This is a genomic window from Kitasatospora sp. NPDC085879, assembly GCF_040686255.1.
Taxonomy (GTDB): Bacteria; Actinomycetota; Actinomycetes; order Streptomycetales; family Streptomycetaceae; genus Kitasatospora.
Genome location: NZ_JBFBJZ010000034.1, coordinates 1 through 24312 on the forward strand (window position 1 = coordinate 1; position 24312 = coordinate 24312).

Here is a 24312-nt window from a genome sequence, read left to right on the forward strand (position 1 = left end):
TGGGGGGGGGGGGGCCCCCGGGGGGGGGGCGGGGGGGCCGGGGGGGGGGGGGGGGGGGGGGGCGCCCCCCCCCGACGAGCCGCCGGAGTCCGACCCGCCCGCCACCAGCGCGGACACGCCGAGGCAGAGCGCGATCACCGCGGCGATCGCCGCCGGCCACCACAGCAGCTTCCGGGAGCGGCGCGGCGCGGCGCCGTCCGCTCCGGACTCCTCGGTCCGGGTGGCCGAGGTCTCCTCGGCGCCGGTCATCACTGCATCACACCCGCGCTGCAGGACGCGCCGGGCTCCTGGGTCTGCGGACCCTGGACGTACTTGGTGAAGAACTGCTCCACCCGCGGGTCACTGGCGCTGTCCACGTTCAGCTGGGTGCCCCAGGCGCTGAGCGTGATCGGGCTCTTCTCGTCCGGGTAGGGGCTCATGAAGGTGTACGGGGTGGCCTTGACCTTCTCCGACAGCTTCTTGACGTCGTCGGCGGACGCCTTCGAGTTGTACGTCACCCAGACCGCGCCGTGCTCCATCGAGTGCACGGCGTTCTCGTTGGCCAGCGGCTTCTCGTACACGTCGCCCATGCAGTTCGCCCAGCGCGGGTTGTGGTCGCCGCCGACCGGCGGGGTCTGCGCGTAGGTGACCTTGGTCTCGACGTGGTTGCGCGACAGGTTGTCGAAGGTCTGCACGCCGGATATCGGCGCCTTGGCGGCGGCCGCCTTGGCGTCCTTGTCGTGCTTGGCGTCGAGGGCGATCCAGGTGCCGGCGCCGATCATGCCGACCAGCAGCGCACCGCCCAGGCCGAACGCGATGATCTTGTTGCGGCGGTCGCGCTTCTGCTCGGTCGCGCGCAGCTCCGCGATGCGGGCCCGGCGGTCGGCCTGCCGATCGGACTGGCTCGGCCGGTTGCCCGGGTTGCCGGAGGTCTGCTTGGCCGGCTTGGACTGCCTGGAGGCGGAACCCATGAGTGTGTCCTTGTCTCCGCCGTGCGCACGGGCACGACGGTAGGGCGAGAGGGGGATGGGGGCGGCGGAGCCGTCGGACGGCCCGGTGCGCGGGGCACGGGTCACGGCCGACGGTGGGTTCCGCTCAGGACCTGTGGACCTGCAGCACGTGGAGGTCGGGCGCGGGAGGCGGCCCGGCCAACGTGTCGAGCGGGACGGCGGCGGGCAGCGCCGGCGCCGGAACCAGCTGCGGCAGGGTGACCGCCACCGGCTGCGGGGGAGCGTTCGGCAACTGCGCCTCCAGCCCCCGGAACGGGTGGCTGGTGCAGCCCTTCCCCGGCAGCGGGTGGTCGCCGTCGGCAGAGCACCAGACGTGCGGGCCGCCCTCGTCCGACCAGCCCGCGACGGCGTGCCCCGCACCGTGGACGGCGGACGCCGGGGCCGCGGTGTGCGGACCGGTGGCGGCCGTGGCCGGCGGGGCCGACGGCACGCGGCCGGACACCGCCTTCGCGGTACCGGCGCACGGCAGCAGCGTCAGCAGACCGGCGACGAGCAGCGCCCACAGCACCACGGCCGGACCGCGGCCCGCGCGGACGGACCGCACCGGCTCACCGGTCGCGGATGCTGGCACGCTCATGCGCACATATTAATCAGCCGAAGGGGTGAAGCGGTCCCCCTCTTGGCCCTCCCATCCCAGGCCGGACGGCCCTTGCAGGGCCTTTCCCGCCCCGATCCCACCCCGAAAACGGACGGTCCGGACATCCGGTCCCGCCCAGGTCCGGACACTCTCCGCACGGTTGGCCGAATCCGAGCGGATCACACCGCCGCTGCACCCGACGGGTGGCCGGGTGTCCCCGAAAGCCGGACACCGTCGTTCTCCTTCGGGAGAATGACCAACCGAGTCCGGCGACACGGCCCGCTCGGCAGACGGCAGACATGGTACGAGGAGCCGCCACGTGACGAACCAGGGCGCACCCCCGCACGACCGGCCCGAGGACGGCTGGTGGCACTCCGTCTACGCGGGCCCGGCGGGCAGCCTGCCGGACGCCCCCGGGGCCACCGCGGGCGAGGGCAGCGTCGACGACTGGTTCGACTCCGCGGCCGGAATGATCGGCCCCCGGCGCACCGCCGCGCCGACCGGGCCCGCCCCCGCCGCACCGCCCGGGCCGTCCGGACCGCGGCAGAGCGAGGTCTTGGAGGCCGCGGCCGCACCGGACCCGGTTCCGCCCGCGCCGACCCGTCCCGCCCCGGTACCGTCGCCGTCCCGCCCGCACTGGGCACCCCTCGCCGACCCACCGCCGCGCGCCACCCCCGCCGAGCCGGCCACCGCGCCCGCCGCACCGTCGACGCCGCCGCGCCCGCACTGGGCACCTCCGGCCGACCCGCCACCGCGCGCCGCCACGGCGGCCGAGAGCGGCACCCCCGTGGGGCCCGCCGTCGCCGCCGCCGCGGACGAGCCCAGTGTCGACGACTGGTTCGACATGGCCGCCGGTGTCATCGGCGGACCGCGCCCGGCTCCGCCCGCCGCCCCCACGCCGCCTGCCGCCCCCACACCGTCGGCCGAGCCGGAGCCCGAGCCGACGCTCACCCTCGGCACGGTCCGCCGCTCCGACCCGCTGCCCGAGCCAACCACCGAGCCCGAGCCCGAGCCGGAGCCCGAGCCGACGCTCGCCCTGGGAACCGTCCGCCGCTCCGACCCGCTGCTCGCGCAGCGGACCGCGGACGTGCGGCAGCCGTCGACCGCTGCCCCCGAGCCCGAGCCGACGCTCCCGCTCCGGCCCGTGCGCCGCCCCGCGGCGGACGCCGCCCCCGCCGCGCCCGAGCCGTCCGCCGCCGGCGCCGAGGCCGGTGTGCCCCGCCGTCCGACCGTCCCCGCGCCCGGTCCGACCGTCGTCCTGCGCAAACCGACGCCCTCCGGTGTCGAGCCCGAGGAGGCCGGGCCGCAGGAGGTGGTGGTCGAGCCCGAGCCGGCCGCGGTGCCGTCCCAGCCCCGGCCGGCCACGAGGCGCGCCCCACTGGAGCCGCCCGTACCGCACGTCGGCGAGCGGCCCCCGACCTACAGCCCGGAGCCGACCGCATTGCCGGCCGCCGACCCGGCGGGGCTGGACGCGATCGTCCCGGACACCGTCCTCGACGGCGCGCAGTACGGCGCGGCCATACTCCGCGCGGCCTCCGTCCGGGGCGACTCCGCACGGTTCCGCGGCGAGCCCCGCCGGGACGCCCTGCTGGTGACCCGCTTCGGCGAGGGCGAGGACGGCCTGCTGCTCGCGGTGATCGCCGCACCGGCCCGCGGGGAGGACGCGGCCGCCGGTTCGGCGGCCGCCGCGGAGGCCGCCCGGCAGCTGGCTGCCGCGATCGGCCGCAGCCGGGCCGAACTCGCCGCCGACCTGCGCGGCGGCGCCCGTGACCGGCTCCGCTACGGCCTGCAGCGCCTCACGGTCGGCGCGGCCGCCCGGCTGCGCCCGGCCGGTGCGGCATCCCCGGTGGCCGGGCAATCCGGCGAGGGTGAGTCCGGTGAGGGCGAGTCCGGGGCGCTGCACTGCCTGCTGGTCTCGCTGGACCGGGAGGCCGGGTACCGGGCCGCGTTCGGCACCGGACCGGGCGGGCTCTACCTGCTCCGCTCCGGCCACTGGATCGACGCCTACGCCGCCCGGCTGCTGCACCACCCCGACGGGGAGCCGGCACCGGCGGCCCCGGCGGCGGCGCCGCGGTCGTTCCGGTTCCGGATGGTGCCCGCCACGACCGGCGACATCCTGCTGTTGTGCACCGCGGGCCTGGCCGATCCGATCGCGGACGAGCCGGCGGTGGCCCGGTTCCTCTCCAACCACTGGGCGCATCCGCATCCGCCGGGCAGCGTCGACTTCCTGCGCCAGGTGCAGGTCCGGGCCAAGGGCTACGCCGACGACCGGACAGCCGCCGCGCTCTGGACGGAGTGAGCCGCGGTCCCGGCCGCCCGCGCCGGGCCGGTCAGTCCAGCAGCGCGGCCGTCACGGAGGCGACCTGGGCCAGGGCGTCGGCGCGGTCGGCGCCCGGCAGGCCGATGGCCAGCGGGACGGCGAAGCCGTCCAGCACGGCGCGGATCTGCCGGGCCCGGTCCTGGAGCGGGGTGCCATGGCCGGCACTGTCGTCGCCGTGCGGGTGGCGGAAGGCACCGGTGGCGACGCCCTCCTCGATCAGGGCGACGAGGTCGGCCTGCCAGGGGGCCTCGATCTCCAGCTGGCCCTGGCGGATCTCGGCGCTGGCGGGGGAGCGGCCCCAGACCTCGACCCAGAGGATCCAGCGCGGGTCACCGAGCCCCTCGGGCAGGTAGAGCTCGGCGTACTCGGCCAGCCGCTGCCGGACGGTGAGGTCCTGCCGGGCGAGGGCGGCGCGGCGCCGCTCGCCGAGCTGCTCCTCGCTCCAGCGCAGGGTCTCCAGCAGCAGCTGGTCCTTGCTGCCGAAGTAGTAGAGGAGGTGGCCGGCGCTCATCTGGAGCTGGCGGCCGAGGCCGGCCATGGTCAGCTTGTCGAGGCCGTGCTCGGCGATCGCGGCCCGGGCGGTCGCGAAGACCTCCTCGCGGGGCCGTGCGGCCCGGCGCACCCGCGGCTCGGCCATGTCCTGCTCCTCTTTCCTGGTCCGGCCCCACCTTAGACCGACCGGCAATTGGGGGGCGCCGGGGAGCGGTCTCACCAGCCGCTGTGCTCCTGGCCCTCGGCGCTCTCCAGCCGGCCGGCGGCGCGGCCCGCCTCGTACACCTTGCGGACGAACTCGGCGGCCTGTTCCTGGTCGAGGTCGTCGGTGAGGCGCATCAGCTCGTCGGTGAAGGTGATCAGCCAGTGTGTGGTCATGGATTCATGACACCGTGCGGGACGGCGCGGCGCCCGCCGGACACCGGTCGGGCGGGCGCCGCGTTTCGCACAATCACTCGTCCGGCCGGGGCCGGTGCCCGGTCAGAACGCCGAGTCGTAGGTGTAGTGGCGGGTGTGGTCGAGCATGTCGGCGGGGGTGGTGTCGTTCCACGGCTTCATCGCGGTGTTGAGGGCGATCACGTTGGTCGTGGCGGTGGTCGGCAGGTAGCCCTGCTGCGGGTGGCGGCGCTGCCACTCGGCCCACAGCTTGTCGATGAAGCAGTGGTGCAGCCAGAACACCGGGTCGTTGGGCGACATGCCGGTGCCCATCAGGCCGCCGACCCAGACGTGCACCCGGTTGTGCAGGTTGATGCCGCGCCAGCCCTCGAGCTGGTTGCGGAAGCCGGCCGAGGAGCTGTTCCACGGGGCGGCGTCGTAGGTCTGCACCGCGAGCACCGACTCGACCTCGGCCCGGGTGGGCAGTTGGGCGACACCGGTGCCGAGCGAGCGGCGCAGGTAGTCGCGGCTGTCGGGGCGGACGGTGATCGTCCACTGGCCGCCGGTGCCGGCGAACGGGCCGGTGGTGACCCGGTTGTCGCCGGAGCGGCCGTTGCCGCCGAGCAGGTCCTCGGCCCACAGGCCCGCCGTGGCGGTGCGGTCGGCGGTCCAGTCCCAGTAGGGCAGGGTGACCGAGGGGTTGACCGACTGCAGGTCCTGCTCGAACTGGAGCAGGAACCTGCGGTGCCAGGGCAGGAACGAGGGCGAGCGGTGGCCCGTCCGCTCGCCGTTGTCGGTGTCGCTGACGATGAAGCGGTTGTGGGTGCTGACGTAGGCGTCGTAGCGGCCGAGCTTCTTGAGCTGGAGCACGGCGTCGACGAAGTCGCGCTTCTCCTTGGCCGTGAGGGTCGCCTGGTTCTTGCGGACCGCCATGGTGTCCTCCTGAAAGTGCTGGTGGTGGTTACGGGGAGGGGCGGGCCCGGTCAGGCGATCGGGACGAGGGTGGCGCCCTGCAGCTCTACGACGGCGGCGCGGGCGAGGGCGAGCGGAGTCTGGTGCGGCTGGTAGTGGTTGACGACGCTGATCCACGTGCCGTCGGCGTTGCGCATCACGTGCAGTTCCTCGCCGTCGACCAGCACGGTGTAGTCGGCGCCGCCGTGGTGGTGGTGGCCGGATGCGGCGGGGCGGCCCTGGATGCGGCGGCCGCGGTAGACCTCGTCGAAGGTGTCGTTGCCGCCGGGCCCCGCCGCGGCGGCCGGGGTTCCGGTCGGCCCGGCGAGGCCGAGGACGGCGGTGCCGACGGCGGCGGTGAGGGCGACGCCGGCGCCCTGGAGCATCCGGCGGCGGGTCAGCTCGGCGTGGTGACCGGCTTCGGGCATGGGTGGTTCCCCCCTGGTGGAGCGGATCTGACGATGCCTCGGCGACGGCATGTGCTTGTGGCATATGCGCCGTCGCGGACGGTCCCCATGCTGGCAAGGCGCGGCTCGGCCGCGGAACCCTCCAACGGCGGGGGCCGGTCGACAGACCGAAATCCGGACACGGGTGAACGCTCAACGAACCCCGGCGGCCCGTGCGGGCGCCCTCGGCTGACGGCCCGTCGGCCGCGCCGGTCCCTCCCGCCGGCCGAACTACTCGGCGGCGGCGCCGTTCACGGGGCGGGTGCCGTACTCGGCGGCCCAGCGGCTGCCGAGCAGCACGATGTCGGCGGTCTCCACGGCGCGGCGGCCGGCCCGGTCGTAGTAGGTGCGCTCGATCGCGAGCACCGGCGCGGCCGGGGTGGTGCCGAGCAGGGCGGCCTCGGCGCGCGAGGCGCCGCGGGCGGTGACCCGCTCGACCGGCACGCCGGTCTCGATGCCGATCAGCGCCATCCGGTCGGCGACGCCGATGCCCGCGTACGGGCCGGCCTCCGGCAGTACCACCAGGGTGCCGCCGGTGACGGACATCGGCTCCCAGGACTCGGCGAGTTGCACCGGCTCGCCGTCCGCGCGCCAGACGTACGTGGTGTGCATCACCGGGTCGCCGGCGGCGATGCCGAGGCGCTCGGCGATCCGCCGGTCGGCGCGGGCGGTGGTCGACTCGCTGTCCCAACTCGCCCGGACGCCCTGCTCGGTGAGCAGCGCCTCGGCCGGCGATCCGGAGGCGGGCGTGACCCGCGGGCGGCGCACCAGCAGCGGCCGCTCCTCCTGCGAGCGGACGTAGTGGCCGCGGCCCGGCCGGGCGACGACCAGGCCCTCGTCGACGAGCACCGCGTAGGCACGCTGACCGACCGTGCCGGAGTACCCCGTCTCGTCGCGGATCTCGGAGAGGGAGGGCAGGAGGTCGCCGGGCGCGAGATCGCCGGACTGGATGCGCTGGCGGAGCCGCTCGGCCACCCGGAGGTACGGGGGCGGCGAGCTGTCCTGACTCATCCTGTGTCCTCTCACTGAGTGACGGCGAGGTGACAGAGTATCCGTCCGGCCACTAGTCTATTAGTACAGTTCCACTCCATTACTAGGGAAGGGGCGGTGCAGGTCAGCGTGCGTGCGAACGTCCTGCGCAAAGGCCTCGAGCGGGCCACCGGCGAGGTCGCGACCACCGCCCGGACCGCCCCCGGCACTGTCCGCATCACCGTGACGATCCCGGAGCGGTGCACCGACGAGCAGTGGGCCGCCGTGCTGCGGGCCCTGACATCCGTCGCGCGTTGGGGCGCCAGCGACGGCTCCGGTCGCACCGTGGTCTGGGCCGAGGTCCAGGAGGACCCGTGCTGAAGCCGACCCCGCCCGATCCGACCCCGCCCGATCCGACCGTGATCGGTCCGACCCCGCCCGACCCTGCCCGTTCCGATCCCGCCGCCTCCGGAGCGGACGTGTCCGACCTGGTGCCGCGCTACCGGCGCTGCGGGCGGTGCGCCCGCTGCCACGGCGGCGGCTCGGAGGTGCCGCCGACGGGCGACTGCTGGGCCGACTACCTCGACGCCGTGACCGCCGTCCTCACCCGCGCCGCCGGCGGCTGAACGGGCCCGGCCCGAACGGGGCCGGACGGAGAAGCGCCGGGGTCGGCGCGGCACCTTTCGGTACCGCGCCGACCCCGGCGCCCGTCCTGTGGTGGTGCGTCAGCTCCGCGGCTGCTGCTGCGTGATGCAGTGGATACCGCCGCCGTTGGCGAAGATCTCGCGGGCGTCGACCAGTTCCACGGTGCGGCCCGGGTAGGCCTCGGCGAGGATCGCGGCCGCCTCCTGGTCGCGCGGGTCGTCGAAGGCGCAGAGGATCACCGCTCCGTTCGCCACGTAGTGATTGATGTACGAGTAGTCGACGGGCTCGCCCTCCTCGTCCAGCAGCACGGTCGGCGCGGGCAGTTCGATCACCTCGAACGGCCGGCCCTGGGCGTCGGTGGAGGCGCGCAGGATCGACACCAGCTCCTGGCACACCTCGTGGTCGGGGTGCTCGGGGTCGGGCTGCACGTGGGCGACGACCACGCCCGGGCGGACGAAGGAGGCGACGATGTCGATGTGCCCGCGGGTGCCGAACTCGTCGTAGTCGCGGGTGAGTCCGCGCGGCAGCCAGACCGCCTTGGTGGTGCCGAGGAAGGCGTGCAGCTCGGCCTCGACCTCCTCGCGGGTCCAGTCGGAGTTGCGGCCCTCGCCCAGCTGCACCGTGTCGGTGACCAGCACGGTGCCCTCGCCGTCGACGTGGATGCCGCCGCCCTCGTTGATCAGCCGGGAGGCGAAGCGCTGCACGCCGGTGAGCCCGGTGACGTGCTCGGCGACGTGCTGGTCGTTCTCCCAGCGGGCCCAGGACTGCGCACCCCAGCCGTTGAAGATCCAGTCGGCGGCGGCCACCCCGCCCTCGCCGTCGACCAGGAAGGTCGGGCCGATGTCGCGCATCCAGGCGTCGTCGAGCGGGCGCTCCACGATCTCCACCTCGGCGGCGACGTACTTCCGCGCCTCCTCCGTCTCACCGGTGTTGACCACCAGGGTCACCGGCTCGTACCGGACGATGGTGTTGGCGACCTTCGCCCACGCCTCGCGGCCGGCGTGCAGGTGCTCGGGGGAGTCGAAGGTGGGGTTGGCGGTCGGGAAGGCCATCCAGGTGCGCTCGTGCGGGTGCCATTCGGCGGGCATCCGGAAGCCGAGCTGGGCGGGAGTGGTCATGAGGGTCTGTTCCTAAACGCTGGTGGGGGTCGGAGGGCTGGTGGGGGTCAGAGGAAGTAGAGGCGGCTGAGCGAGACGCTGTCGGCGGGCTCGGAGCGCAGTGGGGCGCCGTCCAGGGAGACCAGGCCGGTGTCGGCCTCCACCTGGACGTGGCCGATGCGGGCGTTGCGGACCATGTTCTTCGGGCCGATCCCGCGGGTGTTGCGGACGCCCACCCGGCGCCTGCGGGTGGGGAGTTGGTCGCCGGCGACGTCCAGGTAGGAGGCCTCGGCGGCGGCCTGCGAGACGAAGGCGACGGAGATGTCCGCGGCGGTGGCGCCATGCGCGCCGAACTGCGGTCCGAGCACCAGCGGTTCGCAGCGGTCGGTGGAGGCGTTCGGGTCGCCCACCACGCCGTACGCGGGGAAGCCGGCCTTCAGCACCAGCTGCGGCTTGGCGCCGAAGTGGTCCGGACGCCAGAGCACGATGTCGGCGAGCTTGCCGACCTCCAGCGAGCCCACCTCGTGGACGAGGCCGTGCGCGATGGCCGGGTTGACGGTCAGCTTGGCGATGTAGCGCAGCACCCGCTCGTTGTCGTCGCCGCCGCCGGCGGTGCCGTACGAGCCCTCGCCGTCCAGCGGGCCGAGTTCGGCCTTCATCTTGCCGGCCATGGCGAAGGTGCGGCGGACGGTCTCCCCGGCCCGGCCCATGCCCTGGGCGTCGGAGGAGGTGATGCCGATGACGCCGAGGTCGTGCAGCACGTCCTCGGCGCCCATCGTGCCGGCGCGGATCCGGTCGCGGGCCATTGCGGCGTCGCCCGGCAGGTCGACCTTGAGGTCGTGCGCGGAGACGATCATGCCGAAGTGCTCGCCGAGGGCGTCCCGGCCGAACGGCAGGGTGGGGTTGGTGGAGGAGCCGATGACGTTCTCCACACCGGCCATCTTCAGCACGTTGGGCACGTGCCCGCCGCCGCAGCCCTCGATGTGGAAGGCGTGGATGGTCCGGCCCTCCAGCACCTTGAGTGTGTCCTCGACCGAGAGGCACTCGTTCAACCCGTCGGTGTGCAGCGCGACCTGGACGTCGTACTCCTCGGCGACCCGCAGCGCGGTGTCCAGGGCGCGGGTGTGCGCGCCCATGTCCTCGTGCACCTTGAAGCCGGAGGCACCGCCCTCGGCGAGCGCCTCGATCAGCGGGGCCGGGTCGGAGGACGAACCGCGGCCCAGGAAGCCGATGTTGACCGGCCAGGCGTCGAACGCGTTGAAGGCGTGCCGCAGCGCCCAGGGGGAGTTGACGCCGACGCCCCAGACCGGGCCGAACTCCTGGCCGATGATCGTGGTGACGCCGGAGGCCAGCGAGGCCTCCATGATCCGCGGCGAGAGCAGGTGGACGTGGGTGTCGATGGCGCCGGCGGTGGCGATCATGCCCTCGCCGGAGACGATCGTGGTACCGGTGGAGACGACGACGTCGACGCCGTCCATGGTGTCGGGGTTGCCGGCCCGGCCGACGGAGACGATCCGGCCGTCGCGGATGCCGATCGAGGTCTTGCGGATGCCCTGGATCGCGTCGATGACGACGACGTTGCTGATCACGATGTCGCAGGTCTCGCGGATCGAGGTGGCCTTGAGGTGCAGGCCGTCCCGGGCGGTCTTGCCGAAGCCGGCCAGGAACTCGTTCCCGGGCTCCTGGGAGTCGGACTCGACCCGGATGATCAGCCCGCTGTCGCCGAGCCGGATGCGGTCCCCGGCCCGGGCGCCGTGCACCGAGATGTAGTCGTGGGGGGAGATGGCGGTCACGACTCGACCTCCGCGTCGTCGAAGCTGGTCAGGTAGCCGGTGGCGCGCGCCTTCTCCAGGGCGGCCTCCTTGGCGCCGGGCGCGTCGAGCGGCCCGTCGACCAGTCCGGCGAAGCCGATGGCGACCCGTTCGCCGCCGATCGGGACGAGGCCGACCTCGACGGTGGCCCCGGGGTCGAACCGCACCGAGGACCCGGCCGGCACGGCCAGATGCGTGCCGTACGCGGCGGCGCGGTCGAAGGCGAGGCGCGGATTCGCCTCGAAGAAGTGGAAGTGCGAGGTCACCGAGATCGGCACCGCCGCGGTGTTGTGGACGGGCAGCACGACCGTCTCCTCGACCGGGTCGTAGCCCTGGCCGCTCCCGGCCAGGGCGGCGCCCGGGGCGTCGTCGCCGAGCGAACCGGCGCCGCGGAACGGGTCGTTGACCACGGCGAGCCGGGTGCCGTCGTCGAAGACCGCCTCGACCTGCACCACGGTGACGACGTCGGGCACGCCGGGCAGCACGTCGTCGGCGGAGAGGACCGATCGCCCGGCCTCGATCGCCTCGGCCAGTCGCCGGCCGTCCCGGGCCGCCTCGCAGACCGTGTCGGCGATCAGCGCGGTGGCCTCGGGCACGTTGAGTCGCACGCCGCGGGCGCGGCGGGCGCGGGCCAGTTCGGCCGCTGTGAAGATCAGCAGCCGGTCCCGTTCGGTGGGGGTCAGTCGCACGGTTCCTCGCTCGCGGGTGCCGGTGGGTGGTCGATGGTGTTAGAACGGCGTTCAAACATCGGGGCCCCATTGAACCCGGGCCCGGCCGCCGTGTCCAGCGTTGCTCGCCCGGTGGTACTCCGCACGGCGGCGCGACGGGGGCGCGACGGGGGCGCTCCGGGAGGTGCGGGTGCAGCATCGGGCGCCCGGCCAAACCTCCCCGACCGCGCCCGGTGGATCACGCGGCCGCCCCCGAGCCCCGCTTCACCCCGGGTGACCGGCTACGCACTGTTGCGGGGCCATTGGGAGTGGGCATGAGGACTTCCGACGGCTGGACGCCCGCGGAGGGGGACCGGTGGGGCGTTCCTGAGCAGGGCGGGGGCGTTTTGATGGACGGGCAGGCACGTTTTCAACGCCGGCGGCCGGCGGTCGCGGGTCCGGGCGGCAGCCGCGCCGCAGCCGGCGGCCGCACCGCACCGGACGGCACCCCGCCCGGCGGCCGCGGCGCACCAGGGGGGCGCCCGGCGCCCGGCGGCGAGCCGCGGACGGGCGGCGCGGAGGGCTCGGCGCGGGCCGGCGGCCCGCCGTCGCCGCGGGCCGCACCCGACGACGCGCCGGTGCGCGGGGCGGGTAGGGCGCTCCACCGCCGGCTGCACGCCGTCCTGGAGCCGGCCGACCTGGCCGCCGTCGGCGCCGTTCGCCGCCGGCTCCGGGCGGTCCTGGACCGTTGGGGGCTGCCGCCGGAACTCGCCGACACCGCCGAACTGCTCGCCTCCGAGCTGGTCACCAACGCGCTGGTGCACACCCCGCACGGTGCCGTGTTCGACGTGGAACTCTCCGCGGACCGGCGGCTCCGGATCGAAGTCCGCGATGGCGCGCCCGGACTCCCCGGGCGGCGCGCGCCGGGCGATTACGCCACCTCGGGCCGCGGACTGCTGCTGGTCGAGGCCATGGCGGACGACTGGGGAGTACAGCTCCGGGGTGACGGCAAGACCACCTGGTTCGAGCTCGGACCGTCATGAATCGCGTGCGAACCGTTACCCTGTCCCCATCTTTGCGACACCCGGACGGTGCTACGGGATTGCCGCCTTGCCGAACATACGAGAGGCTAGTGAGAATGTGTGCGCGGTGCGCGGCGGGAAGAACCGATTCCCGACCGGCCCCACCGGCCGGCACACCGATCCGATCACGACACGGCCGTGCCGTCCGCCCGGACAGCACGGCCTTGGCAGCGGCAGGAGACACATGGCGACAGAGCCCGAGCCGCAGGGGCCCGCGCGCCGGAGCCCACCGGCCCAGGCGGTGCGTACCGCCGCGGGCCACGCGCTGCGCACCGCGACCGCCGGCCTCTCGGCCCCCCCGACCGGCCGCAGCCTCTCCGGCCGCGGCGCCGACTCCACCCCGGACTGGCTCGAGCCGGCGATGGCCGCCAACGGCATCGGCTCCTTCGACTGGGACATCCGCCGCGACATCCTCGAGGGCGACCAGCGGGCCTGCGACATCCTCGGCCTGGACACGAACCGCTTCGACCGCAGCTCCGCCGCCTTCCTCGCCCTGCTGCACCCGGAGGACGCCCCGGTCGTCCGCCGCCGGGTCGAGCGGGCCGTCACCGAACTCGGCCAGTGCGGCGCCTACTACCGCACCGTCCACCCCGGCGGCGAGATGCACGCGGTGCGCTTCCGCGGCCGCGTCCTCGCCGACGCCTTCGGCCGGCCCTCCCGGATGGTCGGCTTCGTCTGGGACGCCACCGTCGAGCTCCACAAACGCGAGAAGGCCGGCGAACTCGCCGCCCTGCGCGAGGAGCGCTCCCGGTTCATCAAGGAGGCCGCCCGGGCACTCTCCGAGGCGGTCACCGTCCGCGACGTCGCCCGGGTCTTCACCGAGCTGCCGCTGCCCGGCCTCCCGCCGGACGGCCTGGTGCTCGCCTCCCTGGAGGCCGGCCGGCTCGCCATCCTCGGCGCCAGCGGCTACCGCAGCGAGCTGATCGCCCGGCACGACCGCTCCCCGCTCGCCGCCGACCACCCGATGGCCTTCGCCGTCCGCACCCGCACCCCCGTGTTCATCGCCGACCGCGAGGAGTACGAGGAGCGCTACCCGGAGGCCTGGGAGCAGCTCGGCGCCGGCAGCGGTCGCAGCTCCTGGGCGTTCCTGCCGCTGGTGGTCAGCGGCCGGGCGATCGGCGTCTGCGTGGTCAGCTTCGACGACGACCGCGAACTCGACGCCGACGACCGCACCCTGCTCTCCACCCTCGGCGGCCTGGTCGCCCAGTCGCTGGCCCGCGCCCAGCTGCACGACGCCGAGCACGAGCTCGCCGCGAGCCTCCAGCGGGTCATGCTGCCGCGCGCCGTGCCCTCCGTCCCCGGTGTCACCACCGCCGTCCGCTACCTCGCGGCCGGCTCCGGCCTGCAGATCGGCGGCGACTGGTACGACGTCGTGCCGCTGCCCGGCGGCCACGTCGGCCTCGTCATCGGCGACGTCCAGGGCCACGACGTGCACGCCGCCGGCATCATGGGCCAGCTGCGGATCGCGCTGCGTGCCTACGCCGCCGAGGGCCACCCGCCCGCCGCGGTCATGGCCCGCGCCTCCCGCTTCCTCGCCGACCTGGACACCGACCACTTCGCCACCTGCACCTACGCCGAGGTCAACGTCGACTACGGCGTCGTCTACGCGGTGCGGGCCGGCCACCTCGACCCGGTGGTCCGCCGCGCCGACGGCTCGGCCTCCGTGCTCCCGGTCGCCGGCGGGCTCCCGCTCGGCGTCGACCCCGACGAGGAGTACCGGGTCACCCGGTTCAGCCTCGACCCCGGCGAGACCGTCGTGCTCTGCACCGACGGCCTCGTCGAAGCCCGCGGCATGGACCTCGACACCGGCTTCGGCCGGCTCTGCGAAGCCGTGGCGACGCCACTGCCCGCCCGTGACGAGTCCGCCCGCGAACCGCTCGAGGAACTCGCCGACCGGATCGCCGCCCGCGCCGCCGACTCCAGCGAGCGCGAGGACGACATAGCGCTGCTGCTGCTCCGCTGGGACGGCCCCTCCGGCGGCCGCGCCGCCCAACAGCTGCGGCGCCGGATCGGCCAGGCCGACCTCGCCCGGATCTCCGAACTCCGCGGCGAACTGCGGGACGCACTGCGCCGCTGGCAGGTCCCGGAGCTCATCGACACCGCCGAACTGCTCTCCTCCGAGCTGGTCACCAACGCCATCCGGCACACCGACCGGGACGCGATGTTCACCGCCCGGCTCTACCGGGCGCCCGACAACGGGCGGGCCCGGCTGCGGGTCGAGGTCGAGGACGAGTCGGACCTCTGGCCGACCCGCCGCACCCCCGGCGAGCAGGCCTCCTCCGGCCGCGGCCTGATGCTCGTGGAGGCGCTCGCCGACGGCTGGGGCGTGGAACCGCGCGGCTCCGGCAAGCGCATGTGGTTCGAGCTCTCCGCCGACGGCCCGGCCCCGACCGACAGCTAGGCGTCCTCGACGTGCCCCGGGCGGTCAACCCGGGGCACGTCGAGACACGCCACGGCCGTCAGCCGAACTGCTGCTCCAGGTCCTTGAGCTTCTGCTCCAGGGATTCCAGACGCGGCAGCGTGATGGTGTCGTCCTCCGGCGTCAGGTCGACGCTCAGCGGCGCCGCCCGCACCGGCAGCCCGGGCTGGGCCGCCCGCACCTCGACCGGCGGCGCGTCGACGGCTATGGCAGGCTCCGTTCCGCCCGCCTCCAGCTGCCGGGCTCCCGAACGGCGCCAGCCCCCGTGGTGGCGGCCGATGGCGCGGATCTCGGCCCGCTCGCGGCGGCTCGCCAGCCGTCGGCGCTCCCGGTCGGCGGCCGCCGCCCGCCGGTCGTCGCGGACCTCCTCGACCGCCTCGTCCAGCGTGCGCACCCCCTCCAGCAGCATCAGCGACCAGGCGGCGTACGTCTCCCGCGGGGCCCGCAGCCAGCGGACGATCCGGATCTGCGGCAGCGGACGGGGCACCAGGCCCTGCTCGCGCAGCGCGGCCCGGCGGGTCTGCTTGAGCGCGCGGTCGAAGAGCACCGCGGCCGACAGCGACATGCCGGCGAAGAACTGCGGCGCCCCGGCGTGGCCGAAGCCGCGCGGCGCGTGCACCCAGTTGAACCAGGCGGACGCCCCCGCGAACAGCCACACCAGCAGCCGGGAGCCGAGCGCCGCGTCGCCGTGGCTGGCCTCGCGGACGGCCAGGACCGAGCAGAACATCGCGGCGCCGTCCAGCCCGAACGGCACCAGGTACTCCCAGCCCCCGGAGAGGTTGAGGTTCTGCACACCGAAGCCGACCAGCCCGTGGAAGGACAGTGCCGCGGCGACGGCGGCACAGCAGAAGAGCAGGGTGTACGAGGCGGCCCCGTACAGGGATTCCTTGCGCCGACGGCGCTCCTCCGAGCGCTCCCAGGAATCGGACCCGCCCGTTGCCGTGGCGGCCCGGTAGCGGGCGAACGCCACGAGCACGGCGGCGACCACGAGGAGGGCCACGCCCACCGCACCCCAGCCCGGTGGTATGTCGGACAGTCTCATGACCTGAACCAGCCTCGCTTTCCTGCGTAGGGACGGCTGGTCCATGATGGCGGAGAATTCCGGCGCCGAAGGCCGGATTACCGGCGATGCACCGGTGCGGGGGAATTATCGGCGAATATTCGAATGGCAATCACCTTTCCTGCTGCCGCGGGCAGGTGAAACACAGCCCGTTCGGGTCAACCGTGTAGAACAGGCAGCAGGTCGCCCGAGTGCGTGTACGTATACCGTCGGTCGCCCGGAAGGAGGCGCCGCCGACGTACGGTGCCGGGCCGCCGCCGGGCAGCAGCGCGGTGAGTTCCGCGACCGCGCGCTCCTCCTCGCCGAGCTGCCCCGCCACGAACCAGAGGCCCTCGACCACGTCGTCGGTCGCCGTGCCCCACAGCGTCCGCGGTCCGCGCCGCACCCACGGGCGGAACGCCGCCACCATCGGCTCCATGTGCTCGGCCAGCGCGTCCAGCAGCTCGGCGCGCAGTGCGGCCTCGTCGGGGACGGCGCGCAGCAGGCCCTCGGCGGCCAGCGGGTCGCCGGGCAGGCCGACCAGCTCCACCGGGTCCACGGTGAGCTCGCCGCGCGCCCGGTGGAAGGCGACCCGGCCGACCGGCAGCCGCGGCACCCGGCGCTCCAGGAACCACGGCAGGGTGAAGGCCAGCGCCGCCGGCCACATCCAGCGGTGGAAGCAGAAGCCCGCGGCCACGTCCGGCCGCAGCGGGGTGCCGTGGTCGCGCTCGCCGGCCTCGGCGTCGAACGCGATCGCGGCGCGTACGGCCTCCGGATCCCGGGTCAGCTCACCGGCGGTCACCCAGCCCGCGCCGGACGGCGGCGGCGCCAGGCGCAGGCGCAGCGCGGGGTGGGCGTCGGTCAGCCTGCGGTACGCGCCGGCGAGCGGCGGCTCCGGGCGGGCCCGCGCCGGGACGGCCTCGGGGACGGTCAGGGTCATGCGGGCCCCAGCGGTACGGGGCTCGGCGGAGCCCGGGGACGGCGTCGGCGGACCCTGTCCGGGGCACTGCTCAACCCCGGACAGGTAAGCCTTACCTTAGCTCACCCCGTCCCCCCTGCCGAGCCCACCCCGGGGCTGCCGTCACCGGGGTGGTTCGCCCAGGATCCGTCGGCCGGGCCGGGGGCCGGTGGAGAGAGTGCGGTGCATCGGCGCAGTGCGGAGGGCGGAGCCGGCGATCTTCGTGTCCGTCCCGGCGGGTGTTCGTGTTCGGTGCCGTTTCGGTTCAAGCGGTGCCGCCGGGCTGCGGCGGGTGGGTGGCTGGTGCCGCCCACCCGCCGCGGCCCGGGTCAGGCCGTGCCCGGTGTCCGGGCGGCCGGGCTGTCGGGGCTACCGCCCTGCGGCGGGATCCGGAGGCGGCCGGCCAGCCAGACCGGGACTCCGCCGAGGGCCTGCACCAGCCGGGTCGCCTCGGCACGCAGCCGGGCCGCCTCGGCCGGCTCGGCGACGTCGGCGAGTGCGGCCAGGGCCGGTGCCACCCCCACCGTGAAGCCGAGTTCCTCGCGCAGCCGCAGCGACGCCCGGAATCCCTCCCTGGCCCGCTCGCGGTCCCCGCCGGCCAGCGCCAGCCCGGCCAGGTGCCGCCAGGTGTAGGAGCAGAGCAGGTCGTCGTGGCGTTCCACCGCCGCGTCGTGCGCCCGGCGGTAGGCGATCCGCGCCGCCGCCGGGTCGTGCAGCAGGTGTTCGGCGACCAGGCCGCGCCGGAAGTCCAGCAGTGGACGCCCCGGTGCGTCCGGGGGCAGCAGTGCGGACGTCCGTCCGAGCGCGGCCTGCGCCTCGTCCAGCCTGTCCCGTCTGCCCAGCACGCTCGCCACGTACGCCAGGAACCCGCGTGCGCAGGCCGCCGCGGCTCGCTGACCGGGCGCCGCCGCCCCCGCCTCGGCGAGCCGCAGCGCGGCCTCCGCCTCGGCCCAGTTCGCGGCCGTGAACAGGCACTGCTCGATGAGGAGTTCGGCCCGCTCCACGGCGGCGGACGGATCCCGTCCGGCGTGCGGTCGCAGTAACTCCGCAGCCTCCTGCCAGCACCCGCGCGACCGAAGCCGCCACACGGCGTCGGCCATGCCCCCCGGGGCCGTTCGGTGCTCCGACAACGCCACCTCCTTGTGTGCGCCATCCGGCAGGCGCGCGCCTTCCCCACGGCTGCGCTGTGGCGGCAATTCAACACGGGGGCGCGCTTGTGCACCAGATCACGAGCGACACGGATTGCGGAGTGGCACCCTCCGCCGCGGCGGGGGTCAGGATGTCCAGCCGGTCTCCATCAGCGCCTCGGCGGCGCCGTTCGCCGGTTGCGGGATGCCCGAGGCGTCCAGCGTGAACAGCGCCACCAGCAACTGTTCGCCGCGCACCACAGCCTGATGCGAGAACCCGGCCAGCGTGAACATCGCCGCCGCCATCTCCTCGCTGTGCAGCGTCTGCATCCACAGGCACTCGACGGCCTTCACGTCCGCCGGGTCCGACCAGGTGTCCACCTGGGCCACCATCCGGGAGCCGAGCAGGGTCACCGCCTCGCGGTCCTGCCCCTCCGTCAACTCCAGGTCCTCGAAGCCGAGCCACTGCAGGTAGCGGGCCGCGGCCAGCACCGCGTCCTGCGAGGAGTGCACCGGCTGCGGGCGGAACGGCGGACGCATCAGCCGGTGCCGGCCCTGCTGCGGCGCCACCTCCTCCGGCGGCACCGCCGTCGTGTACGGGCGGGCCCCCACCGGTCGGCCGCTCGGCCCGGCGGACGGCAGCCGCGGCGCCTTGTCCACCGGCAGCCGCACCGTCGCCCCGCAGTTGCAGGTGAACTCCGGCTGCGGCCACTGGTCGTTGCGCCCGCAGTGCGGACAACGCATGCTCAGCCAGGAGTCCTCCCAGGAGCGGAACCGCACCTGCACCGGCACCCCGCCGCGCAGCAGCGGCACCCGCAGCTGCGCCCCGCACGGGCACGGCAGGCTCGGCGCCTCGTACACGTGCTCCGCCCGGCAGGCCGGGCAGCGGATCGCGGTGCCACCCGCGGACGGGGCGGGGCCGGGCGCCCGGTTGCTGAAGTCGTCGGGCTGCGGCACTGCGGTCATGGCTGGCACCGTCCGTTCGGTGTCGGCTGGGCAGGTCACTTCCTATCTTCGCTGATCCGGGCAGGTGGTGGAACGGATTGCGGCAAACATCGGGGAGACCCCGGGGGCGTACGACCCGACGGTGGCGGCGCCCCCGCCGAACGGCGGGGACAGCAGTGACCGGGGCGCATCCGAGAGTCCAACGTGCTTGCACGGCAGGTCTGTTCATCCGGCGGACGCGGCCCAGCGGGCCAGGTCCTCCGGGGTGTCCAGATCGTCCGGCACCGCCACGTCGCCGCACTCCACCAGAAGGAGCTCACCGGCGTGCGCCGTCAGCAGGGCGCGCGCCCCCGCATCGCCCGTGGCCCCGTCCGCCGCCTCCGCGAAGTACCGGGCCCCGATCAGCACCGGATGCCCGCGCCGACCGCCGTACGCCGCCGCCACGAGCTCCCCGCCCGTCCGCTGCGCCGCCAGCAGCCGCGCCACCGCCTCCGGGGTCACCCCCGGGGTGTCCACCAGCATCACCAGCACCGCCGGAGCGCCCTCCGGCAGCGCCGCCAGCCCCACCCGCAGCGAGGAGCCCATCCCGCTCTCCCACGCCGGGTTGTCCACCAGCAGGCAGTCGCCCGTCGCGGCCCGCGCCCGCACCTGCTCCCGGGCCGCGCCCAGCACCGCCACCACCGGCCCGCAGCCGCCCGCCCGGACGACCTCCAGCGCGTGCTCCAGCAGCGGGCGCCCCCGGTGCTCCACCAGCGCCTTCGGCCGCCCGCCGAGCCGGCGCCCGCCGCCCGCCGCCAGCACCAGGGCCGGAATCCGCCGATCACTCATGCACCCAGTCTCCCGACCCCGCCGCCCCGACGGCAGTTGTGCGATCAGCCAAGTCGACCTCGCAGGTCAGCGGCGCACACCGGAACTTCCGCCGCTGGCCGCCGCCCCCGCCCGCACCCTGTACTGGGCCCATGGCACCCCGTTCCACCGCTCCCGGCACCGCGCAGCCCCCCGGCGGGCCCCTGATCGACCGCTTCGGCCGGATCCACACCGACCTGCGGATCTCGCTGACCGACCGCTGCAACCTGCGCTGCACCTACTGCATGCCCGCCGAGGGCCTGAACTGGCTGCCCCGACCCGAACTCCTCACCGACGACGAGGTCGTCCGGCTCGCCCGGATCGCCGTCGACCGCCTCGGCATCCGCAGCCTGCGCCTCACCGGCGGCGAACCGCTGCTCCGCCGCGGCCTGCCCGGACTGATCGCCGGACTCACCGCCCTCGGCGGCCCGGACGGCCGCCCCGAACTCTCCCTCACCACCAACGGCATCGGCCTCGCCCGGACGGCCGCCGACCTCAAGGCGGCCGGCCTGCACCGGGTCAACGTCTCCCTCGACACCCTCCGCCCCGAGCGGTACACCGAGATCACCCGCCGCGACCGGCTCACCGACGTCCTCGACGGCCTCGCCGCCGCCCGCGCCGCCGGCCTCGACCCCGTCAAGATCAACGCCGTCCCCGTCCGCGGCGTCAACGACGACGAACTCCGCGACCTCGTCGCCTTCGCCGCCGAGCACGGCTACCGGATGCGCTTCATCGAGTCCATGCCGCTGGACGCCCAGGGCGCCTGGGACCGCGCCCGCATGGTCACCGCCGACGAGATGCTCGCCGACCTCGGCCGCCGCTGGGACCTCGTCCCGGTCGGCCGGCACGGCAACGCCCCCGCCGAGGAGTGGCGGATCGCCGGCACCGACACCGTCGTCGGCGTCATCGCCTCCGTCACCCGCCCGTTCTGCGGCGGCTGCGACCGCGTCCGGCTCACCGCCGACGGCCAACTGCGCAACTGCCTCTTCGCCACCGAGGAGTCCGACCTGCGCGCCCTGTTGCGCTCCGGCGCCGACGACGACCGGATCGAGGCCGCCTGGCGCGCCACCGTCGCCCGCAAGCGCGCCGGCCACGCCATCGACTCGGCCGGCTTCGTCCGCCCCGACCGCCCGATGTCCGCGATCGGCGGCTGACCGCCCCGCCCCGTGCCTCCGCGGCTTGACCCGGCGGGACGGCCCCTGCTCTGCTGGTGCGCCGTCACCGCCACACCGTCGGGGGAGAACCCGTGCGCGCCCGCCCAGCCACCGCCCTGTCCGCCCTGCTGCTGCCCGCCTTCCTGCTCACCGCCTGCACCTCCGGCACCTCCGGCACCTCGGCCGACCACGCCCCGGCCGGCGCCCTCGGCACCAGCCCGCTGCAGAACCCGGACGGCACCCGGCCCGGCCTCGCCCCGCTCAGCTCCGCCGCCGACCGCAAGGCCGGCCGCGACCTGATCGCCAAGGTCCGCACCGCCGCGGCCGGCCCCAGGACCGGCTACGACCGCGACCAGTTCGGCCCCGCCTGGACGGACAACGTCGACGGCACCGCCCTCGGCCACAACAACTGCGACACCCGCAACGACCTGCTCGCCCGGGACGGCCGCGCCGTCCAGCACAAGGACGGCTCCGCCTGCACCGTCACCGCCATGACCATCCACGACCCGTACACCGGCAAGGACGTGCAGTGGACGAAGGCGCAGGCGACGAGGATCCAGATCGACCACGTGATGCCGCTCTCCTACGACTGGCAGATGGGCGCCGCGAAGTGGGACAAGGCCAAGCGGGTCCGGATCGCCAACGACCCGCTCAACCTGATCCCCGCCGACGGCCCCCAGAACTCCGCCAAGGGCGACTCCGGCCCCTCCGAGTGGCTCCCCGCCGACCCGAAGATCCGCTGCTCCTACGCCGTCCGCTTCGCCCAGGTCTCCCTCAAGTACGACCTGCCCGTCACCCCGGCCGACAAGCAGACCATGCTCGCCCAGTGCGGCTGACCCGCCGGGACACGGCGATCAGGGGCGCGTGGGGGCACCTCCCGGCCGGAGGCCGGGGGAGAACTGCGCAATCCGAGAGCGGCGCACCTGACAGCTCGGGCAAACCCGAAGTACGGGGCGCGGGGAACTGCGCGGGACGGAAGGCATCGGTCCGTGCCTCCCGCCTCGCGCAGTTCCCCGCGCCCCCGGGGGGCGCCCTATTGGCGAGCCTTCCCTACTCGGTCGCCGTCAGGTCGTAGACGGTGGCGTTGCCGACCGTCTTGGCGGTGAAGTTCTCGGAGACCCAGGTCGAGATCTGCGAGGACTCGGAGGAGCCGCCCATCCCGCCGCCGCCACCGCCGCCGAAGCCGCCGCCGCCGATGAACCAGTGCACCTTGCCCTCCTTCACGTACTGCTGGAACTGCGCCAGGGTCAGCGAGGGGTCGGTGCCGTTGAAGCCGCCGAGCGCCATCACCGGCTCGCCGGTGGCGAGCTGGTAGCTGGCCTGGTTCTGCGAGCCGACGGCGGCCGCGACCCAGGTGTACTTGTCGGCGTCCTGCTTGAGCAGGGCGGACAGCTCGCTGCTGACCTGGGCGCCGTTGAGCAGACCGCCCATCCCGCCGCCGGGGCCGCCCGTGCGCCCCGTCCGGCCGTCGCCGCCCGTGCCGGTGGTGCCGTTGGTGCCGGGCATGCCCTGGCCGTTCGTGCCGGGGAAGCCGCCCTGCCCGTTCATGCCCGGGAACCCGCCCTGACCCTGGCCCTGCGTCTGGCCCTGGCCCTGGCCGTTCTGGCCGCCCTGGACGCCCGGGGGGAAGCCCGTGCCGCCGGGGCCGCCGCCCGCCATCCGGCCGCGGCCGCCGCCGGGGCCGCCGAAGCCGCCGCCCTGCACCCGCGGGCCGGCCGTGACGATCGAGCCGCTGTGCCCGGTGGAGACGGTCTGCAGTGCGTAGGCGGTCGGGCCGCCGAGCGTCGCGGCCAGCGCCGCCAGCCCGGCGACCGCGGCCAGCCGTGCCCCGGTCCGCCCGGTCAGCCTGCCGGCCAGCGGCAGCGCGAGGGCCGCCGCGAGGCCGCCGACCAGGACCGCCCACCGCAGCCACGGCACGAAGTCCGCGCTGCGGCCGAGCAGCACGTACGCCCAGACCGCGGTCACGGCGACCACGCCGCCGAGCAGGGCCGCGTACGGCAGCCGGTGCCGGGCCCGCCACAGGCCGTCCGCGCCCATGCCGACCAGGGCGGCGACCGCGGGGACGAGGGCCACCGTGTAGTACTGGTGGAAGATGCCGGACATGAAGCTGAACGTCAGCGCGGTGCTGAGCAGCCAGCCGCCCCAGACCAGGAAGGCGATCCGGGCGCTGTCGGTGCGCGGGTAGCGGCGGGTCGCCCAGAGGCCGAACACCAGCAGGATCAGCGCGGCCGGCATCAGCCAGGCGATCTGCCCGCCGATGTCGCCGTCGAAGAGCCGGGTGATGCCGGTCTCGCCCCACATGCCGCCGCCCGCGCCGCCGCCGCCACCGCCGACGCTGCCGGTCTCGTTGCCGGTGATCCGGCCGAAGCCGTTGTAGCCGAAGGTGACCGAGAGGAAGTCGTTGTCCTGGGAGCCGCCGATGTAGGGGCGGGCGGAGGCCGGGACGAGTTCCACGATCGCCACCCACCAGCCGGCGGCGACGACCACGGCGAGGCCCGCCCACAGCAGCTGGCGGAACCGGCGGCCGAGGCCGGTGGGGGCGGTCACCAGGTAGATCAGGGCGAAGGCCGGCAGCACCAGGAAGGCCTGCAGGGTCTTGGTGAGGAAGCCGAAGCCGAACATCACGCCGGCGAACACCAGCCAGCGGGTGCTCGCCGTCTCGGTCGCCCGGACGACGCCGTACGCGGCCAGGGTCAACAGCAGCACCAGCAGCGCGTCCGGGTTGTTGAAGCGGAACATCAGCGCCGCGACCGGGGTGAGCGCCAGGGCGGCGCCGGCCACCAGGCCGCCGACCGGGGAGAAGCGGCGGCGCACCGTCGCGTAGACGGTGGCCACGGTGGCCACCGCCATCAGGACCTGCGGGGCGAGGATGCCGGCCGAGCTCAGGCCGAACAGCCGCACCGAGAGCGCCATCGGCCACAGCGACATCGGCGGCTTGTCGACGGTGATGAAGTTCGCCGCGTCCGAGGAGCCGTAGAAGAAGGCCTTCCAGCTCTGCGAGCCCGCCTGGACGGCGGCCGAGTAGAAGGAGTTCGCCCAGCCGGAGGCGCTGAGGTTCCAGAAGTAGAGGACGGCGGTCGCGGCGAGCAGCGCCAGGAACGCGGGCCGGACCCAGGCCGGGTCGTCCGGGCGGCCGCGCCAGGTGCGGCCGGGCAGGGTCCGCAGCCGGCCGGCCCACGAGCCGGGCCCCTTGGTGCCGCGCGGCGGCAGCTCGGCCGACGGGAAGAGTGCATCGACCGTGGCCCGCCGGTCGGCGGGCGCCGGCGGCGGGTAGTTCGCGGCCTCGGGCCACGGTTCGCTGGTCGGAGGTACGGAACTGGTCGTGGTCATGGGAGATACGCTGGCCGCGCCGACTGAGAGCTTGATGAGAGCGGCCTATGAGCCCGGTGTGATCTTCTTCCGGCCCGCCGGGCGGCCCCGTGC

The 24312-nt window shown here is 75.0% G+C and carries 23 protein-coding genes; 7 read left to right on the top strand and 16 right to left on the bottom strand.

Features of this window, described 5'->3' with window-relative positions:
• Positions 1-248 precede the first annotated feature (248 nt).
• Together AB0P35_RS24545 and AB0P35_RS24550 are read right to left on the bottom strand one after the other, a co-directional pair.
• Positions 249-950 (bottom strand): DUF3105 domain-containing protein, encoded by a 702-nt coding sequence (locus AB0P35_RS24545; protein ID WP_095876753.1) that lies wholly within the window; start codon positions 948-950, stop codon positions 249-251.
• A 124-nt stretch (positions 951-1074) separates the two neighbouring features.
• Positions 1075-1566: a hypothetical protein gene (locus tag AB0P35_RS24550; protein WP_363514214.1), complete on the bottom strand. Its 492-nt coding sequence runs from the start codon at positions 1564-1566 to the stop codon at positions 1075-1077.
• A 319-nt stretch (positions 1567-1885) separates the two neighbouring features.
• Between AB0P35_RS24550 and AB0P35_RS24555 the strand changes: the two genes are divergently transcribed.
• A complete protein-coding gene (locus tag AB0P35_RS24555) occupies positions 1886-3865 on the top strand; it encodes a protein phosphatase 2C domain-containing protein (RefSeq protein ID WP_363514217.1) in 1980 nt (659 codons plus the stop codon).
• A 31-nt stretch (positions 3866-3896) separates the two neighbouring features.
• Here AB0P35_RS24555 and AB0P35_RS24560 read toward each other — a convergent pair whose 3' ends face one another.
• From AB0P35_RS24560 to AB0P35_RS24580, 5 genes are all read right to left on the bottom strand, one after another.
• A complete protein-coding gene (locus AB0P35_RS24560; protein ID WP_363514220.1) occupies positions 3897-4523 on the bottom strand; it encodes a TetR/AcrR family transcriptional regulator in 627 nt (208 codons plus the stop codon).
• 71 nt (positions 4524-4594) lie between these two features.
• Positions 4595-4756, bottom strand: a complete 162-nt coding sequence (locus tag AB0P35_RS24565) for a hypothetical protein (protein ID WP_179419663.1) — start codon at positions 4754-4756, stop codon at positions 4595-4597.
• A 102-nt stretch (positions 4757-4858) separates the two neighbouring features.
• Positions 4859-5686 (bottom strand): tyrosinase family protein, encoded by an 828-nt coding sequence (locus AB0P35_RS24570; RefSeq protein WP_363514223.1) that lies wholly within the window; start codon positions 5684-5686, stop codon positions 4859-4861.
• A 50-nt stretch (positions 5687-5736) separates the two neighbouring features.
• Entirely contained in the window at positions 5737-6132 is a 396-nt protein-coding gene (locus AB0P35_RS24575) for a tyrosinase cofactor (RefSeq protein ID WP_363514226.1), read from the bottom strand.
• 249 nt (positions 6133-6381) lie between these two features.
• Complete coding sequence (locus tag AB0P35_RS24580) at positions 6382-7161, bottom strand: GntR family transcriptional regulator (protein WP_363514229.1); 780 nt, start codon at positions 7159-7161, stop codon at positions 6382-6384.
• A gap of 96 nt (positions 7162-7257) precedes the next feature.
• Between AB0P35_RS24580 and AB0P35_RS24585 the strand changes: the two genes are divergently transcribed.
• Positions 7258-7500 (top strand): hypothetical protein, encoded by a 243-nt coding sequence (locus AB0P35_RS24585; RefSeq protein ID WP_363514232.1) that lies wholly within the window; start codon positions 7258-7260, stop codon positions 7498-7500.
• On the top strand, positions 7494-7745 hold the full coding sequence (locus AB0P35_RS24590; protein WP_363514235.1) for a hypothetical protein: 252 nt from the start codon (positions 7494-7496) through the stop codon (positions 7743-7745). Before AB0P35_RS24585 ends, AB0P35_RS24590 begins: the two co-directional genes overlap by 7 nt.
• Positions 7746-7844: 99 nt before the next feature.
• On the opposite strand, the gene AB0P35_RS24595 is transcribed toward AB0P35_RS24590, so the two are convergent.
• The 3 genes from AB0P35_RS24595 to AB0P35_RS24605 are packed head-to-tail and all read right to left on the bottom strand — an operon-like array spanning position 7845 to position 11361.
• Entirely contained in the window at positions 7845-8882 is a 1038-nt protein-coding gene (locus tag AB0P35_RS24595; RefSeq protein WP_363514238.1) for an agmatine deiminase family protein, read from the bottom strand.
• Between the two features lie 47 nt (positions 8883-8929).
• On the bottom strand, positions 8930-10645 hold the full coding sequence (locus tag AB0P35_RS24600) for an urease subunit alpha (RefSeq protein WP_095877275.1): 1716 nt from the start codon (positions 10643-10645) through the stop codon (positions 8930-8932).
• Between the two features lie 5 nt (positions 10646-10650).
• Entirely contained in the window at positions 10651-11361 is a 711-nt protein-coding gene (locus AB0P35_RS24605; RefSeq protein ID WP_095876744.1) for an urease subunit gamma, read from the bottom strand.
• 293 nt (positions 11362-11654) lie between these two features.
• Here AB0P35_RS24605 and AB0P35_RS24610 point away from each other — a divergent pair, with 293 nt between their 5' ends.
• Together AB0P35_RS24610 and AB0P35_RS24615 are read left to right on the top strand one after the other, a co-directional pair.
• Complete coding sequence (locus AB0P35_RS24610; protein ID WP_363514242.1) at positions 11655-12362, top strand: ATP-binding protein; 708 nt, start codon at positions 11655-11657, stop codon at positions 12360-12362.
• Between the two features lie 223 nt (positions 12363-12585).
• On the top strand, positions 12586-14802 hold the full coding sequence (locus tag AB0P35_RS24615; RefSeq protein ID WP_363514245.1) for a SpoIIE family protein phosphatase: 2217 nt from the start codon (positions 12586-12588) through the stop codon (positions 14800-14802).
• Between the two features lie 58 nt (positions 14803-14860).
• On the opposite strand, the gene AB0P35_RS24620 is transcribed toward AB0P35_RS24615, so the two are convergent.
• From AB0P35_RS24620 to AB0P35_RS24640, 5 genes are all read right to left on the bottom strand, one after another.
• Positions 14861-15862, bottom strand: a complete 1002-nt coding sequence (locus AB0P35_RS24620) for a DUF2637 domain-containing protein (protein WP_363514248.1) — start codon at positions 15860-15862, stop codon at positions 14861-14863.
• 130 nt (positions 15863-15992) lie between these two features.
• Positions 15993-16799 (bottom strand): (2Fe-2S)-binding protein, encoded by an 807-nt coding sequence (locus AB0P35_RS24625; RefSeq protein ID WP_363514251.1) that lies wholly within the window; start codon positions 16797-16799, stop codon positions 15993-15995.
• Positions 16800-17146: 347 nt separating this feature from the next.
• Entirely contained in the window at positions 17147-17917 is a 771-nt protein-coding gene (locus AB0P35_RS24630) for a hypothetical protein (RefSeq protein ID WP_095876739.1), read from the bottom strand.
• Between the two features lie 174 nt (positions 17918-18091).
• Positions 18092-18910, bottom strand: coding sequence for a hypothetical protein (locus tag AB0P35_RS24635; RefSeq protein WP_257019448.1), 819 nt, complete (start codon positions 18908-18910; stop codon positions 18092-18094).
• Between the two features lie 204 nt (positions 18911-19114).
• Positions 19115-19717, bottom strand: coding sequence for a nucleotidyltransferase family protein (locus tag AB0P35_RS24640; protein ID WP_095876738.1), 603 nt, complete (start codon positions 19715-19717; stop codon positions 19115-19117).
• Positions 19718-19848: 131 nt separating this feature from the next.
• On the opposite strand from AB0P35_RS24640, the gene moaA reads away from it, so the two are divergent.
• Positions 19849-20889 carry a GTP 3',8-cyclase MoaA gene (moaA, locus tag AB0P35_RS24645; RefSeq protein ID WP_095876737.1) on the top strand — a complete coding sequence of 347 codons (1041 nt, stop codon included), beginning with the start codon at positions 19849-19851 and terminating at the stop codon, positions 20887-20889.
• Between the two features lie 92 nt (positions 20890-20981).
• Positions 20982-21725 (top strand): HNH endonuclease family protein, encoded by a 744-nt coding sequence (locus tag AB0P35_RS24650; protein ID WP_363514256.1) that lies wholly within the window; start codon positions 20982-20984, stop codon positions 21723-21725.
• Positions 21726-21939: 214 nt separating this feature from the next.
• Here the strand turns inward: AB0P35_RS24650 and AB0P35_RS24655 are convergent, their stop codons facing one another.
• Positions 21940-24219, bottom strand: a complete 2280-nt coding sequence (locus AB0P35_RS24655) for a glycosyltransferase family 39 protein (protein ID WP_363514259.1) — start codon at positions 24217-24219, stop codon at positions 21940-21942.
• Positions 24220-24312: the final 93 nt, after the last annotated feature.

Coding starts and splice junctions, on each gene's coding strand:
- AB0P35_RS24545 (WP_095876753.1), bottom strand. CDS start 950: ATGGGTTCCGCCTCCAGGCAGTCCAAGCCGGCCAAGCAGACCTCCGGC.
- AB0P35_RS24550 (WP_363514214.1), bottom strand. CDS start 1,566: ATGAGCGTGCCAGCATCCGCGACCGGTGAGCCGGTGCGGTCCGTCCGC.
- AB0P35_RS24560 (WP_363514220.1), bottom strand. CDS start 4,523: ATGGCCGAGCCGCGGGTGCGCCGGGCCGCACGGCCCCGCGAGGAGGTC.
- AB0P35_RS24565 (WP_179419663.1), bottom strand. CDS start 4,756: ATGACCACACACTGGCTGATCACCTTCACCGACGAGCTGATGCGCCTC.
- AB0P35_RS24570 (WP_363514223.1), bottom strand. CDS start 5,686: ATGGCGGTCCGCAAGAACCAGGCGACCCTCACGGCCAAGGAGAAGCGC.
- AB0P35_RS24575 (WP_363514226.1), bottom strand. CDS start 6,132: ATGCCCGAAGCCGGTCACCACGCCGAGCTGACCCGCCGCCGGATGCTC.
- AB0P35_RS24580 (WP_363514229.1), bottom strand. CDS start 7,161: ATGAGTCAGGACAGCTCGCCGCCCCCGTACCTCCGGGTGGCCGAGCGG.
- AB0P35_RS24595 (WP_363514238.1), bottom strand. CDS start 8,882: ATGACCACTCCCGCCCAGCTCGGCTTCCGGATGCCCGCCGAATGGCAC.
- AB0P35_RS24610 (WP_363514242.1), top strand. CDS start 11,655: ATGAGGACTTCCGACGGCTGGACGCCCGCGGAGGGGGACCGGTGGGGC.
- AB0P35_RS24615 (WP_363514245.1), top strand. CDS start 12,586: ATGGCGACAGAGCCCGAGCCGCAGGGGCCCGCGCGCCGGAGCCCACCG.
- AB0P35_RS24620 (WP_363514248.1), bottom strand. CDS start 15,862: ATGAGACTGTCCGACATACCACCGGGCTGGGGTGCGGTGGGCGTGGCC.
- AB0P35_RS24625 (WP_363514251.1), bottom strand. CDS start 16,799: ATGACCCTGACCGTCCCCGAGGCCGTCCCGGCGCGGGCCCGCCCGGAG.
- AB0P35_RS24630 (WP_095876739.1), bottom strand. CDS start 17,917: ATGGCCGACGCCGTGTGGCGGCTTCGGTCGCGCGGGTGCTGGCAGGAG.
- AB0P35_RS24635 (WP_257019448.1), bottom strand. CDS start 18,910: ATGACCGCAGTGCCGCAGCCCGACGACTTCAGCAACCGGGCGCCCGGC.
- AB0P35_RS24640 (WP_095876738.1), bottom strand. CDS start 19,717: ATGAGTGATCGGCGGATTCCGGCCCTGGTGCTGGCGGCGGGCGGCGGG.
- moaA (WP_095876737.1), top strand. CDS start 19,849: ATGGCACCCCGTTCCACCGCTCCCGGCACCGCGCAGCCCCCCGGCGGG.
- AB0P35_RS24655 (WP_363514259.1), bottom strand. CDS start 24,219: ATGACCACGACCAGTTCCGTACCTCCGACCAGCGAACCGTGGCCCGAG.